The sequence below is a fragment of the Streptomyces sp. NPDC002787 genome, assembly GCF_053592095.1.
On record NZ_JBSFVC010000001.1, the window covers coordinates 132,380 to 146,017 of the forward strand.

General features: G+C 72.5%; 11 protein-coding genes. 7 read left to right on the plus strand and 4 right to left on the minus strand.

Annotated elements, in window-relative coordinates; genetic code table 11:
* The first annotated feature begins 113 nt into the window (after window positions 1-113).
* From ACWD26_RS00510 to ACWD26_RS00520, 3 genes are all read left to right on the plus strand, one after another.
* Window positions 114-1,676, plus strand: a complete 1,563-nt coding sequence (locus ACWD26_RS00510; RefSeq protein WP_451264660.1) for a sugar ABC transporter ATP-binding protein — start codon at window positions 114-116, stop codon at window positions 1,674-1,676.
* Window positions 1,673-2,764, plus strand: a complete 1,092-nt coding sequence (locus ACWD26_RS00515; protein ID WP_451264662.1) for an ABC transporter permease — start codon at window positions 1,673-1,675, stop codon at window positions 2,762-2,764. The genes ACWD26_RS00510 and ACWD26_RS00515 overlap by 4 nt, the downstream gene beginning before the upstream one ends.
* Window positions 2,765-2,989: 225 nt before the next feature.
* On the plus strand, window positions 2,990-4,099 hold the full coding sequence (locus ACWD26_RS00520; protein ID WP_451265245.1) for a substrate-binding domain-containing protein: 1,110 nt from the start codon (window positions 2,990-2,992) through the stop codon (window positions 4,097-4,099).
* A 38-nt stretch (window positions 4,100-4,137) separates the two neighbouring features.
* On the opposite strand, the gene ACWD26_RS00525 is transcribed toward ACWD26_RS00520, so the two are convergent.
* A complete protein-coding gene (locus ACWD26_RS00525) occupies window positions 4,138-5,370 on the minus strand; it encodes a PP2C family protein-serine/threonine phosphatase (RefSeq protein ID WP_451264664.1) in 1,233 nt (410 codons plus the stop codon).
* 276 nt (window positions 5,371-5,646) lie between these two features.
* Window positions 5,647-6,588, minus strand: a complete 942-nt coding sequence (gene bla, locus ACWD26_RS00530) for a class A beta-lactamase (protein ID WP_451264666.1) — start codon at window positions 6,586-6,588, stop codon at window positions 5,647-5,649.
* Between the two features lie 148 nt (window positions 6,589-6,736).
* On the opposite strand from bla, the gene ACWD26_RS00535 reads away from it, so the two are divergent.
* The 3 genes from ACWD26_RS00535 (at window position 6,737) to ACWD26_RS00545 (ending at window position 9,006) form a co-directional block, all read left to right on the plus strand.
* Window positions 6,737-7,642 (plus strand): LysR family transcriptional regulator, encoded by a 906-nt coding sequence (locus ACWD26_RS00535; RefSeq protein WP_451264668.1) that lies wholly within the window; start codon window positions 6,737-6,739, stop codon window positions 7,640-7,642.
* Entirely contained in the window at window positions 7,639-8,607 is a 969-nt protein-coding gene (locus ACWD26_RS00540) for a serine hydrolase (RefSeq protein ID WP_451264670.1), read from the plus strand. The genes ACWD26_RS00535 and ACWD26_RS00540 overlap by 4 nt, the downstream gene beginning before the upstream one ends.
* 189 nt (window positions 8,608-8,796) lie before the next feature.
* Window positions 8,797-9,006, plus strand: a complete 210-nt coding sequence (locus tag ACWD26_RS00545) for a hypothetical protein (RefSeq protein WP_451264672.1) — start codon at window positions 8,797-8,799, stop codon at window positions 9,004-9,006.
* Between the two features lie 3 nt (window positions 9,007-9,009).
* On the opposite strand, the gene ACWD26_RS00550 is transcribed toward ACWD26_RS00545, so the two are convergent.
* A complete protein-coding gene (locus tag ACWD26_RS00550) occupies window positions 9,010-11,298 on the minus strand; it encodes an FdhF/YdeP family oxidoreductase (protein WP_451264674.1) in 2,289 nt (762 codons plus the stop codon).
* 176 nt (window positions 11,299-11,474) lie between these two features.
* Between ACWD26_RS00550 and ACWD26_RS00555 the strand changes: the two genes are divergently transcribed.
* Complete coding sequence (locus ACWD26_RS00555; protein WP_451264676.1) at window positions 11,475-12,395, plus strand: LysR family transcriptional regulator; 921 nt, start codon at window positions 11,475-11,477, stop codon at window positions 12,393-12,395.
* A gap of 35 nt (window positions 12,396-12,430) precedes the next feature.
* Here ACWD26_RS00555 and ACWD26_RS00560 read toward each other — a convergent pair whose 3' ends face one another.
* A complete protein-coding gene (locus ACWD26_RS00560; protein ID WP_451264678.1) occupies window positions 12,431-13,603 on the minus strand; it encodes a serine hydrolase domain-containing protein in 1,173 nt (390 codons plus the stop codon).
* Between the last annotated feature and the right edge of the window lie 35 nt (window positions 13,604-13,638).

A 13,638-nucleotide genomic window follows, 5' to 3' on the forward strand; every position in this document is an offset into this window, starting at 1 on the left:
CACCCGTTGGGGTCACAGTGAACGGCGAAATGCCTTAAATGTGGTGATATGTGCGGCTAGTATCGCTGACGCAAGTCGGGAAGAACCCGCCAGGCCGAACCCCGGAGCTGTCCGTGCACGACGCTCACGACACCTCTGCGCAGCCGGCCCCGCCCAGCGGGGCGGAACCGCTGGTCCGCATCCGCGGGCTCGCCAAACGGTTCGGCGGAACCCAGGCACTGGCCGGGGTCGACCTCGACGTCCACGCCGGCAGCGTCCTCGCGCTCCTCGGCCCCAACGGGGCCGGAAAGTCCACCCTCATCAAGATCCTCGCCGGCGTCCACCACGCCGACTCGGGCCGGATCACCGTGGACGGACACGAACTCGGTACGCACGCCGCCTCCCGCCGTATGTCCTTCATCCACCAGGACCTCGGCCTCGTGGAGTGGATGACGGTCGCCGAGAACATCGCCCTGACCACCGGATACGCACGCCACGCCGGACTGATCTCCTGGCGGCGCACCCGGGAACGCTGCACGGAGGCCCTGGGGCTCGTCGGCGGCCACCTCGACCCCGACACGCCGATCGCCCACCTCGCCCCCGCCGAGCGGTCGCTGGTCGCCATCGCCCGGGCCCTGGCGGCCCGGGCGCGGCTCATCGTCCTCGACGAACCGACCGCCCGGCTCCCCGCCGCCGACTGCGCCCGGCTCTTCCGCGTCCTGCACGCCCTGCGCGACCGGGGCCACGGCATCCTCTACGTCAGCCACCGCCTCGACGAGGTCTACGAGGTCGCCGACACCTTCGCCGTCCTGCGCGACGGCCGCCTCGTCAGCCACGGCTCGACGGCGGGCCACAGCCCCGTCCGCCTGGTACGCGACATCACCGGCGAGGAACCGTCCGGCCATGGCCCCGTCACCGCCCCGTCCCGCCTCGGCCCCGTCACCGCCCCGGCGGTCCTGACCCTCGACGGCGTACGGACCTCCGGCGCGGGCCCGGTCGACCTGGAGCTGAGGGCCGGGGAAGCCCTCGGCCTGGTCGGCCTCTCGGGCGCCGGACACAGGGACCTGGGCCGGGCCCTCGCCGGTTCCCGGCCCCTCCTCGGGGGACGGGTCCTGCTCGACGGCCGCCCCTACCACCCCCGTACGGTCGCCGACGCCGTCGGACGCGGTGTCGGCTTTGTCCCCGGCGACCGGCAGCGGGAGGGCTGCCTCGCCGAGCTGAGCGTCCGCGAGAACCTGCTGGCCAACCCCCGCGCAGGAGACGGGCCGGCGCCGCGCTGGATCGGCCCCCGACGGGAGCGCGCCGAAGCGGCCGGCCTGATCGAACGGTTCTCGGTGCGGCCCCGCGACAGCGAGGCCCCCATCGCCACCCTGTCCGGCGGCAACCAGCAGAAGGTCATGATCGGCCGCTGGCTCCGGACCGGCCTGCGTCTGCTGATCCTGGAGGAACCGACGGCGAGCGTCGACGTCGGCGCCAAGGCCGCCGTCCACCGGCTGCTCGACCAGGCGCTGGCCGACGGGCTCGCGGTCCTCCTCATCTCCACCGACTTCGAGGAGGTCGCGGGAGTGTGCGGGCGCGCCCTGGTCCTCGTCCGCGGCTCCGTGACCACCGAGCTGAGCGGCCCGGCCCTCACCGTCGCGGGACTGACCCGGGCGGCCTCGGCCATGCCCTCCTCCGGCACCGCGACGCACCCGTGACCGCCCCGCCCTCCCCGCGCCCGCGCCGTCCGGCGCCGTCACGCGGGTCCGGCCCGCGCGGCGGCGCCGGCGGCCACTTCATCGGGGCCTACGGCCTCCTGGCCCTCACCGCCCTGCTCGTGCTGGTCTTCTCCCTCGCCCTGCCGCGCACCTTCCCCACGCTGAACACCGTCGACTCGATCCTCTCCACCCAGTCGATCCCGGCCGTCCTCGCCCTCGCCGCCATGGTCCCCATCGTGACCGGCGCGTTCGACCTCTCCATCGGCTACGGCCTCGGCCTCGCGCACGTCATGGTGCTGTACCTCGTGGTGGAGGCGGGCTGGACATGGCCGCTCGCCTGCCTCGCCGTGATCGTCGGCGGGCTGGTCGTGGGCGTCCTCAACGGCGTCATCGTCGAGTTCGGCCGGATCGACTCCTTCATCGCCACGCTCGGCACCGGCAGCATGATGTACGCCGTGACCGGCTGGATCACCGACGGCGGCCGGATCGTCCCCGGCCCGGGGGGCCTCCCGGCCGCCTTCACCGACCTCTACACCTCCACGTTCCTGGGGCTCCCGGTGCCCGCGTTCTACGTGCTGGCGCTCGCGGTCGCCCTCTGGCTGGTGCTGGAGCGGCTGCCCATCGGCCGGTACCTGTACGTCGTCGGGTCGAACCCGCGCGCCGCCGACCTCGTCGGCATCCCGGTCCGCAGGTACACCGTCTGCGCCTTCGCCGTGTCCGGTCTGATCGTCGGCTTCGCCGGAGTGCTGCTGGCGGCCCAGCAGCAGCTCGGCAACCCGAGCGTCGGCCTCGACTATCTGCTGCCCGCCTTCGTCGGGGCGCTCCTCGGCTCCACCGCGATCAAACCCGGCCGCCCCAACGCCCTGGGCACGCTCGTCGCCGTCGCCGTCCTCGCCGTCGGTCTCACCGGCATCGCCCAGATGGGCGCCGACTTCTGGACGGTGCCGCTGTTCCACGGCGGCACCCTGCTCCTCGCCGTCGGCCTGGCCGGGTACGCCGCGCGCCGCCGGGTACGCACCGGCGTCCACGCGGCCCGTGACGCCCCGGAGCCGCCCCCTGGCAGTGACCGGACGGGCCGCGCTCCATGACCCGGGCCGCGCACGACCCCGCCGTACCCCGGCCGCGTTCTCCCGCTCGTCCTTCCGCGAGGAGTCTCCGTGCACCATGACCCCAAGGCCGACTTCGGCGCGCACCACAAGGCCGACACCAGCGCGCGCCACGAGGCCGCCCCCGGCACGCGCCACAAGGCCGCCCCCGGCACGCGCCACAAGGCCACCCCCGGCGCACTCAGGGCCAGGCACGCGGCGGCCGCTCTGCTGGCCGCGACCTGCGTCGTCCTGGCCGGCTGCGAACGCGGATCGTCCAGCGGCGCGGACGACACCGCCTCGGGCACGAGCGGCTGCCCCGAGGCCCACGCCGAGGCCCGGGCGGCCGTCGCCCGGGCGGAGCGGACCGACGTCCCCTGGAACGGCCCGACGGCCGGCCCTCCGGCGGTGACGGGCGGACGGACCCTCGTCTACGTCGCCCAGACCATGACCAATCCCGGAGTCGCCGGCGCCGCCGACGGCGTCCGGGAGGCCGCGCGGGTCATGGGCTGGACCCTCCGGGTGATCGACGGAGGCGGCACCCCCGCCGGCATCCAGGCGGCGATGAGTGAGGCCGTCGCCCTCGGGCCCTCGGGCATCGTCATCGGCGGCTTCGATCCCAACGCGACCTCACAGCAGGTCACGCGGGCGAACGAGGCGGGCATCCCGCTCATCGGCTGGCACGCGGTCGCCGCCCCCGGCCCCAGCCGCCGGCCCGCACTCTTCACCAACATCACCACCCAGGTCGAGGACGTGGCCAGGATCAGCGCCCAGTGGGTCATCTCGACCTCCGACGGCGACGCCGGGGTGGTGATCTTCACCGACGCCTCGATCCCCTTCGCCAAGAACAAGTCGGACCTGATCAGAAAGGAACTCGCCACCTGCGCGGGCGTGAACCTGCTGTCGTACGAGAACATCCCGATCCCCGACGCGAGCAGCCGCACACCCCGCGAGGTCTCCTCGCTCCTGTCCCGCTTCCAGGACCGGTGGACCCACTCCGTCGCCATCAACGACCTGTACTTCGCCGACGCCGCGCCGGCCTTCCGCGCGGCCGGCAAGGACGGCGCGGGCCCGCCCTTCAACATCGGCGCCGGGGACGGCGACCCCTCCGCCTTCCAGCGCGTCAACGGCGAGCAGTACCAGTCGGCCACCGTCCCCGAGCCGCTCACCCAGCAGGGCTGGCAGATCGTCGACGAGTTCAACCGCGCCTTCTCCGGCCGCCCCGCCAGCGGCTATGTGGCCCCCGTCCACATCAGCACGGCCGACAACAGCGACGGTGCCACGAGCTGGAATCCCTCGGGCTACCGGGAGGGGTACCGGAAGATCTGGGGCAGGTGACGGCCGCCGCCGAGCCCTCGTCGGCCTCCGGCGGCCGGTCACAGGCGCAGGACGATCAGCGCGGTGTCGTCGGTGTTGCCCGAAGGGGGAAGGAGGTCGGCCAGGAGGGCGTCGGCCAGGGTCTCCGGGTCGTGCTTCCGATGGCGGGCGAGGGAGTCGGCGAGGCGGGCCAGCCCGGTGTCGATGCCCTCGGTACGGCGCTCGATCAACCCGTCGGTGTACAGGACCAGGGTGGCTTCGTCGACGAAGGGCGTGCGGGCCTCGGGGCGGGCGACCTGGGTGGGCCGGGCGGCGAGCGGCGGGTCGGTGGCGCGGTTGAGGAAGGTGACGGTGCCGTCGGGGTGCACGAGCGCGGGCGGCGGGTGCCCCGCACAGCTGTAGGTGATGGTGTGGCTGTCCCAGTCGATGAACGTCGTCACGACGGTCGTCGACTCGGCGCCGTCGACGGAACGGGCGTAGAGGTCGAGGGCCTCCAGCGCCTCGGCCGGGCCGTGGGCGACGCGGGTGGACCCGCTCAGGGCACTGCGCAGCTGGCCCATCGCGCAGGCGGCCGCCAGACCGTGGCCGACCACGTCACCGACGGCGACCGCGAGGCCCTCGCCGGGCAGGCCGACCAGGTCGTACCAGTCGCCGCACACGTTCAGTGCGCCGATGGCCGGCCGGTACCGCACGGCCGCGCCGTGGGGCCCGGTCGGGCCGGGCGCGGGCAGCATCGCCGCCTGCAGGGCGAGGGCAACCTCGCGTTCGTGGGCGTGTGCCGTGCGCAGCCGTTCGTTGACCTCCTGCAGCTCGCGGGCGCGGGTGTACAGCTCGGCCTCCAGCACCCGGGCCCGGTCGTCACCGCCGCCCGGGCCGCCGCGGGCCCGGATGAGCTCGGTGACCTCCTCCACCCGGTGCACGATCAGGGCGACCTTCCCGTCGGGGCCCAGGACGGGGGCGTTGACCGGGCTCCAGTAGTGCTCCTGCCAGTGACCGGGCCGCGCGCGGTCCTCGATGTCGTAGCGGAGCAGCGCCATCGTGTCGCGCTCGCCGGTGGTGACCGCGCGGAGCATCGACGCCTCGGTCTCCCGCATGCCCGCAGCGGCCGGTTCGTTCGGGTTCTCCGGGAAGACGTCGAAGATGTAGCGGCCCAGCAACTGCTCGCGGGTACGCCCGGCCAGTCGCAGGAAGTCCTCGTTGGCGTCGACGTACACCAGGTCGGGGGTGAGCAGCGCCACCATGCCGGGCAGGGCCCGGAAGACCTCCGCATAGTCGATATGCGGTTCCCTCATGTCCAGCCTGCCTCGGCGCCGAGCGTCAGTGTGCCGTTCCACGATAGGTGTGAACACCCCGTGGGACCCGACAGACCGAGTCTTCGGTGCCGAGACCCTCGCGATCCGCCGCTCCCGCCGTGGCCGGGGCCGGAGGCCGACGTCCGCCGGCGACCGGCCGTCCGGACCGCGGCTCCGGTGGGGACCGAAAGAGTGAAGCCCGTACGACAAGAGTGAAACCCGTACGACTCCTCTGCTGAGGCTCGGCGGCGGACGTACTGCGCCCCGGGCAGGCCCCTAGCGGCCCAGGCCCTCGACCGCCACCGTGGCGGCCTTGGCGAGGAGGGCGTCGTCGCGGGTGGCGCCCTGTTCGTCGCGGCTGGACATGACGGCCATGACGATGGGGTTGCCACCGTCGTCCGGCCACACCACGGCGATGTCGTTGCGGCCCCCGTACCCGGCCGTGCCGCTCTTGTCGGCCACGTCCCAGCCGTCGGGGACGCCCGCCCTGACGAGGGTCCGGCCGGTCATGTTGGTCGTCATCCACTGCCTGAGCAGCTCGCGTTCGTCCCGTTCCAGGGCGTCGCCGAGCAGGAAGGCCCGCAGGCTCCCCGCCATCGCACGCGGTGTGCTCGTGTCGCGGATGTCGCCCGGCCTGCCCTCGCTCATGTCCGGCTCGTACCGGTCCATCTCGGTGACGTCGTCGCCGAGATCCTCAAGGACCTTCTCCAGACCGTCCGGACCGCCGAGTTCGTCGAGGAGCAGATTGACCGCCGTGTTGTCGCTGTACCAGAGCGTCGCCGCGCACAGCCCCCGCAGGCTCATGCCGGTCTCGACGAAGTTCTCGGACACGGGCGAGTTCTCGACCAGGTCGTCGCGGGAGTACTTCACCACCTTGTCGATGCCCTCCGTCCCGTACTTCCGGAGCACCGCGCCCGCCGCCAGCGCCTTGAACGTGGAGGCGTACGCGAACCGGTCGTCCGCCCGGTGGCCGACGGACCGCCCCGTGCCGGTGTCCAGGGCGTAGACACCGAGCCGCGCGTCGAACTCCCGCTCCAGCGCCCGGAACTCGGGCGCCGTGCGCTTCGTGGCCGCCGTCGGCGACGCGGACCGCGTCGTACCGGCGGGGGAGCCGGCCCCGGACGCGGTCTCCTGACCGCACGCCGGAAGCGCGGCGAGCGCGAGCACGCCGGCCGCCGCCCAGGCGGCACGCCGGCGGATGCGAAGCGAATACGTCATGGAACGGACCTCCGAGGTGTCGAACGACAGGGGGAACCTGCGTGCCCCGGGGAAAGTCCCTGGGGCGAGGACCACTCTCCGGCCGGTGGGGTGCCGGGGTCCAAGACGCGGACGCTCAACTCCATGCTGTTTTGGCATAGTTGGGATCATGGATCTTGTCGCGGCATGCCGGGCCTTCGTCAGCGTGAGCGAGCACGGCAGCTTCACGGTGGGCGCCGCGGCGGCCCGTACGGCCCAGTCCGTGGTGAGCCGCCGGGTCGCCGCGCTCGAGCAGCGCCTCGGCGAGCGGCTTCTCGACCGGTCCTCGCGAGCGGTGACACTGACCCCCTTCGGCCGGGACATGCTGCCGACGGCGAGGCAGCTCGTGCGGCTCGCCGACCGGTTCGAGCACGAGGCGGAGGCCGCACGGCGCCGTCCGCTGCGGCTCGCCGTGCCGGCCGACTGCCCGGCCGGCGCCCTCGCCCGCCTCATGGCACGGGCGCGGGAGCGGGGAGTCCTCCTCGACCCGTTCCCCGCCGGGCCGGCCGAGCGGACCGACCTCGTCACGTCCCGGCAGGTGCGTGCGGCGCTGCTCGCGGTGGCTCCCACCGAGGCGATGTGGACGGTGCCGCTGGGGTTGGCGGTCGCGCACGACCCGGGCGTGGGGCCGATCTACCTGGACACGCTGCGGCCCGGCCGGGCCGACCGCGACCGGCGGCCCCGGCACGTGTGGCTCCAGCCGGAGGACGACGTGCCGCACGTCCGGGACCGGCTCGCCCGTCTGCGCGACGCCGTCGGACTGCGCCCGGCCCAGGTGGCCGTCGCCCCGGCCATGGCCGCCGCCGCGGCGGACGTGCTCAGCCATGGCGACACACTGCTCTGCTCGGCCGCCCAGGCCCGCGAACTCCGCCTCCACTGGCGGCCCGTCGGCGAACTGGGCCCCGGCTTCGCGCGCGGCTTCTCCCTGGCCGTCGCGGACGAGGCGGACGTCGACGCGGTCCGCGTACGCCAGGCGTGCGCCCACGACCTCGCCCGGTGCCTCGGCGCTCCGGAGCGCCCGGAGGCGGTCGCGTGATCACCGGCACCGAGCGACTGCTCGGGGAACTGCGCCGGGCCCTGCGCGACGGAGGTCTGCACGGCTCGTTCCTCGTCCGGGACCTGGAGACGGGCGAGGAGATCGGTATCGACCCGGACATCGAGTTGCCCGTCGCCTCCCTGGTGAAGATCCCGCTCGCCCTGGCGACACTGGAACGCATCCGGCGCGGGGAACTCGACGGCGCCAGGACGATCGAGGTGGCGCCGGGGCGGATCACCACGCCCGGTCCGACCGGCCTGAGCCGGTTCCGTCACCCCGCCCACATCGCCGTGGAGGACCTCCTCTACCTCAGCACCTGCATCAGCGACAACAGCGCCGCCGACGCCCTCTTCGAGCTGACGCCGCCCCACCGGGTCGGGGCGGTCCTGCACGCGTTCGGACTGCGCGGCATCGCCGTCCGGCACACCATGCGCGAGCTGATGGAAACCCCGGTGGAGCGTTTCGACCCGGCCGACGCGCATCTCGCCCATGCCCTCGCGATCGACGCCGGCACCCCGGGGCGCGGCCACCGGGTGCCGCAGCTCGACATCTCGCGGGCCAACACCGGGACGGCACGGGCCTTCGTCGACCTCCTCCAGGCCCTCTGGCGGTCACGGTCCGCGGACGAAGACGCCGGGTCCGTCTCCGAGGCCGCCGAGCCCCCGGCGATCCACCCCGAGGTCGCGGCACACGTCCGCGGCCTCATGGCCAACAACCTCGTACGCAACCGCCTCGCCCCGGACTTCGAATCCGACGCCTCCACCTGGTCGTCCAAGACCGGCATGCTGCTCAACCTGCGCCACGAGGTCGGCGTCGTCGAACACGCCGACGGCCAGACCTACGCGATAGCCGTCCTGACCGAGTCCCGCGTGGCCGCCGGCCGACAGCCCGGGGCCGACGCCCTCATGGGCCAGGTCGCCCGACGACTGCGCGACGCACTCCGTTCGCGATGGGTATCGGAGTAAACGGTTTCTGCTCCAGAGGGCTGCTGACGCTTAGGCCGACGTTCGTTCGGCCCTCATTCCGTGTGAGGTTTCTGCTCACGGGCGGTCGGGCCACGGTCACCGGCGATCCCGGCAACGCGGAACTCTGGTACGACTGCAACCCGGCTCTCCGAGTACCGGGAGCACGGCGCCCGCGCCGCCGTCACCTTCGTGGCCGGCGCCTTCTCCGCGCAGGCCCCGCCCGGCCTGCGTACCGCCCACATCCGCACCATGCTGGGCACACCGGACCACGTCGTCGCCCAGGTCTACGCCGGCCTGTACACCGACCCCGGCGCCGTGGGTGCCCGGCCGCGGAGCGAGGACCGCACGATCCGGCTCATCCACGCCTGGGCCACCGGGGAGCCGCCCGTCACGCGGTGACGGTCACACCGCGCACGGCACCAGCCTGACCACGACGCCCTTGGAGGTCGGGGTGTTGCTGATGTCGGCGACGCTGTCCAGCGGCACCAGCACATTGGTCTCCGGGTAGTACGCGGCCGCGGACCCCGGTGTGGTGGGGTAGGCGATCACGCGGAAGCCGTCGGCCCTGCGCTCCACGCCGTCGTGCCAGACGCTGAACAGGTCGACCATGTCGCGGTCGGCCAGCCCGAGTTCCGCCAGATCGGCCGGGTTGACCAGGACGACGCGCCTGCCTCTCTTGATGCCTCGGTAGCGGTCGTCCATGGCGTACGGGACGGTGTTCCACTGGTCGTGCGAGCGCAGCGTCTGCAGGATGAGATGCCCCTCGGGGGCCCGGAGCATCGTGAAGTCGTTGCGCGTGAAGACGGCCTTCCCGCTGGGAGTGTGGAACCGCCGCTGGTTGACCGGGTTCGGCAGACGGAACCCGCCCGGTCGTCGTACCCGGGCGTTGAAGTCGTCGAAGCCGGGGACGACACGGGCGATCCGGTCGCGGATGGTGTCGTAGTCGGCCTCGAACTCCTCCCAGGGAAGGGCGGGCCGACCGTCCAGGACGAGACGGGCCAGTCGGCTGATGATGGACACCTCGGCGAGCAGCCGGTCGGAGGCCGGAGCGAGTCGGCCGCGGGTGGGGTGCACCTCGCTCATCGAGTCCTCGACCGTCATGAACTGCTCGCCGCCCGCCTGCACATCACGGTCGCTGCGGCCCAGCGTCGGCAGGATCAGCGCGGTCCGGCCGCACACCGCGTGGGAGCGGTTGAGCTTGGTGGAGATGTGCGCGGTCAACCGGCAGTTGCGCAGGGCGCGTTCGGTGGCGTCGCTGTCGGGGGTGGCCCGTACGAAGTTGCCCGCGACCCCGAGGAAGACCTTCGCGCGGCCCTCCAGCATGGCCCGGATGGCGTCCACGGAGTCCAGGCCGTGCTCCGTGGGCGGGGTGAAGGCGAACTCCCGCTCCAGCGCGTCGAGGAAGGGCTGGGGCATGCGCTCCCAGATGCCCATGGTGCGGTCGCCCTGGACGTTGCTGTGACCGCGCACCGGGCACACGCCCGCTCCGGGACGGCCGATGTTCCCCCGCAGCAACAGGAAGTTGACGACCTCGCGGATCGTGGGCACACCGTGCTTGTGCTGGGTGAGTCCCATCGCCCAGCAGACGATGATCCTGCCACTGTCGCGTACGCGTGCGTGGACCTCTTCGATCTCCTCGCGGCTCAGCCCGGTGGCCTCCAGGACGTCGGCCCAGTCGGTCTTGCGGATGTGCGCGGCGAACTCGTCGAAACCGGTGGTGTGCGCGGCGATGAACTCCCGGTCCAGGACGGTCCCCGGCCGCTCGTCCTCGGCCTGGAGCAGCAGCAGGTTGAGCGCCTGGAACAGGGCGAGATCGCCGCCCGGCCGGATCTGCAGGAACTGGTCCGCGATGGCCGTGCCCCGACCGAGGACGCCGCGTGCCTTCTGCGGATGCTTGAAACGCAGCAGCCCCGCCTCGGGCAGCGGGTTCACGGCGACGACCCGGCCGCCCCGGCGCTTGGTCTCCTCCAGGGCCGACAGCATCCGAGGGTGGTTGGTCCCGGGGTTCTGCCCCACGACGAAGACCAGATCGGCGTCGTGGATGTCGTCGAGGCTGACGCTGCCCTTGCCGATCCCCAGCGTCTCGTTCAGGGCCGAACCGCTGGACTCGTGGCACATGTTGGAGCAGTCCGGCAGATTGTTGGTGCCGAAGGCGCGCGCGAAGAGCTGCAGCAGGAACGCCGGCTCGTTGGCCAGCCGGCCGGAGGTGTAGAAGAGGGCCTCGTCGGGGCTGTCCAGGGCGCGCAGTTCGTCCGCGAGCAGGCCGAGGGCCTCCTCCCAGCCGATCGACTCGTAGTGGTCCGCGCCCGGGCGCTTGACCATGGGCTCGGTCAACCGTCCCTGCTGGTTGAGCCAGAGGTCCGACGCCCGGCCGAGTTCGTCGACCGAGTACCGCCGGAAGAAGTCGGTGGTGATCCGTCGTGAGGTGGCCTCGTCGCTGATGTGCTTGGCGCCGTTCTCGCAGTACTCGTTGCGGTGGCGCTGCCCCGGCGCGGGCTCCGGCCAGGCGCAGCCCGGACAGTCGAAGCCCTTCGTCTGGTTCATGTTCAGCAGCGTCAGGGCCGTGCGCCGTACCGTGGTCTGCCCCAGGGCGTAACCCAGGGCGTGCGTGGCGCCCGGTACCCCGGTCGCCCATGTCTTGGGGGCCGAGACGGACAGGTTCTCCTCGCCGGGATCCTCGATGCCGTTCATCGAACCGCCACGCCTCTCGTCGACCGCGCGGGCCCGCTGCCCCGCCTCCCGGCACTCTGCTCCGTCGAATGATCACGGTCAAAGAGCTGTCTGCGATCACGTGATCGGCGGCGCTTATCACCAGGCGTGTGACGTGCCTGATGCGAGGGCGGCCCGACAGGAGGTAGACCAGTGACGTGCTACTTCGCCAACTCGAATACCTGGTCGCCCTCGCGCGCGTACGGCACTTCGCCCGGGCGGCCCAGGAGTGCTACGTCTCCCAGCCCGCGCTCTCCGAGGCCATCCGGAAGCTGGAGGAGGAGCTCGATGTGCCGCTGGTGCGTCGCGGCCGCAGGTTCGAAGGGCTCACTCCGGAGGGCGAGCGGATCGTGGTGTGGGCGCAGCGCATCCTCGCCGACCGTGACGCCATGAAGGAGGAGGTACGGGCGTTGCGGGGCGGGCTGAGCGGCCGGCTGCGGATCGGATCGGTGCCGACGGCCTCGACCGCGGTGTCCCTGCTGACCGAGCCCTTCTGCACCGAGAATCCGCTGGCCACCGTCCAGGTGATCGCCGATCTGCAGGCCGAGGAGATCGTGGAGAAGCTGCAGGCGTACGAGCTCGACGCCGCCGTCACCTACCACAGCCCCGCCGGCGCCGGCCGCTTCCGGTTCATCGACCTCTACCGGGAGCGGTATGTGCTGCTGACCCAGGCACCGGCCGACGGCACACCGTTGTCCGAGGTGAGCTGGGCGGAGGCGGCGACGAGGCCCCTGTGTCTGCTGCACCCGATGATGCAGGGCCGCCGGGTGCTGGACGCCGTCTTCGAGGAAGCGGGCACCGTCGCCCGGCCCCGCGTGGAGACCGACTCCATCGCCTCCCTCTTCGCCCAGGTCAGGACGGGACGGTGGGCGAGTGTCGTCCCGCACGCCTGGCTGCACGTCTTCGGCGTACCCGTGGGCATGCAGGCGGTCCCGCTGGTGCACCCGGTCCGCACGGAACGCATCGGACTCCTCGTCCCGCGGCGCGAGCCGGTCCCCGTGATGGGACAGGCCCTCGCCGAGATCGCGGACCGCGCGGACATGGCCGCCAGGCTGGAACAGGTACCGGGGCGCCTCTAGCCTCAACGCCGTGCCGCGGGAGGTGGATGGTTCCTTCAGGCGCAGAACTCGGCGGACACGACGGTCTTGCCGCCGCCGACCCAGTCGCCGTTGAAGTTCAGGGTGATCATGTGGCGGCCGTCCCGGGTGCCAAAGGCCTGAGTGGAGGAGCCGTGGATTCCGCCGGAGTGGCCCCAGACCTTGACACCGCAGGTCGTCTCGTACTCGATGAGGCCCAGACCGTAGCGCTGGCTCGGCAGGTTGCCCTCGGTCGAGACCGTGCTCGTCATCTGCCGGAGCTGGGCGGGGCGCAGCAGTCTGCCGCCGAGGAGTGCGGTGTAGAAACGGTTGAGGTCGGCGGAGTCGGTGACCATCTCGCCCGCCGCCCAGGCCCAGGACGGGTTGAGCTCCGTCACGTCGTAGGTCCTGCCCGGGTCCTCGGTGAAGGTGGAGTAGTGCCGGGTGGGCGCGGGCACGTGGGGGTCGCGGCCGGGGAAGTACGTGGCGCGCATCCCGAGCGGCCGGGTGACGCGCCGCTCGACCTCCTCGGCGTAGGGCCGGCCGGTCACCTTCTCGAGGATCAGCCCGATCAGGAGGTAATTGGTGTTGGAGTACCGCCAGGAGGTGCCGGGCTCGAACTGCGGAGGGTTCCGCAGGGCGAGGGCGATGACCTGCTGCGGGGTCCAGTCGTCGTAGCGGGTCTCGAGGAAGTCGATGCCCAGCACCTTCTTGGCGAACGTGGCGTCCTCGGTGAAGTTGAAGATGCCGCTGGTGTGGTTCATCAGCTGACGCACCGTGATCCTCGTACCGTCGTGGCCGTTGCCCCGTACGAGTCCGGGCAGGTAGTGGTCGACCGTGGCATCGAGGTCGACCCTGCCTTCCGCCTGGAGTTGCAGCATGACGGTCGCCACCAGCGACTTGGTGACGCTTCCGGTGCGGAAGCTGTCGTCGGCCCCGCGTGGTTGCCGTGTGGTGAGGTCGGCGACGCCCGAAGTCCCCTTCCACACACCGCGGGTGTCGCGTACTTCCGCCACGACTCCGGGTACGCCCGCCGCCACGGCCGCGTCCATGGCGGCCTGGGTGGCGTCGTGGGCCGACGCTCGCGTCTCGGCGGCGGGCACCGCGCGCTCGGCCGCCGCCGCGGGTGTGGCCCACAGGGCCGTACCCGCCGCCGCGATCGCTGTCACGCCCGCCAGCGTCGTCCGTATCAGGCGTGTCGACATCGACATGGGCACCAACCTCTCTCCGGCTTCGGGACTCGCCG

Coding starts and splice junctions, on each gene's coding strand:
- ACWD26_RS00525 (WP_451264664.1), bottom strand. CDS start 5,370: ATGAGGGAACCGCATATCGACTATGCGGAGGTCTTCCGGGCCCTGCCC.
- bla (WP_451264666.1), bottom strand. CDS start 6,588: ATGACGTATTCGCTTCGCATCCGCCGGCGTGCCGCCTGGGCGGCGGCC.
- ACWD26_RS00535 (WP_451264668.1), top strand. CDS start 6,737: ATGGATCTTGTCGCGGCATGCCGGGCCTTCGTCAGCGTGAGCGAGCAC.
- ACWD26_RS00550 (WP_451264674.1), bottom strand. CDS start 11,298: ATGAACGGCATCGAGGATCCCGGCGAGGAGAACCTGTCCGTCTCGGCC.
- ACWD26_RS00560 (WP_451264678.1), bottom strand. CDS start 13,603: ATGTCGATGTCGACACGCCTGATACGGACGACGCTGGCGGGCGTGACA.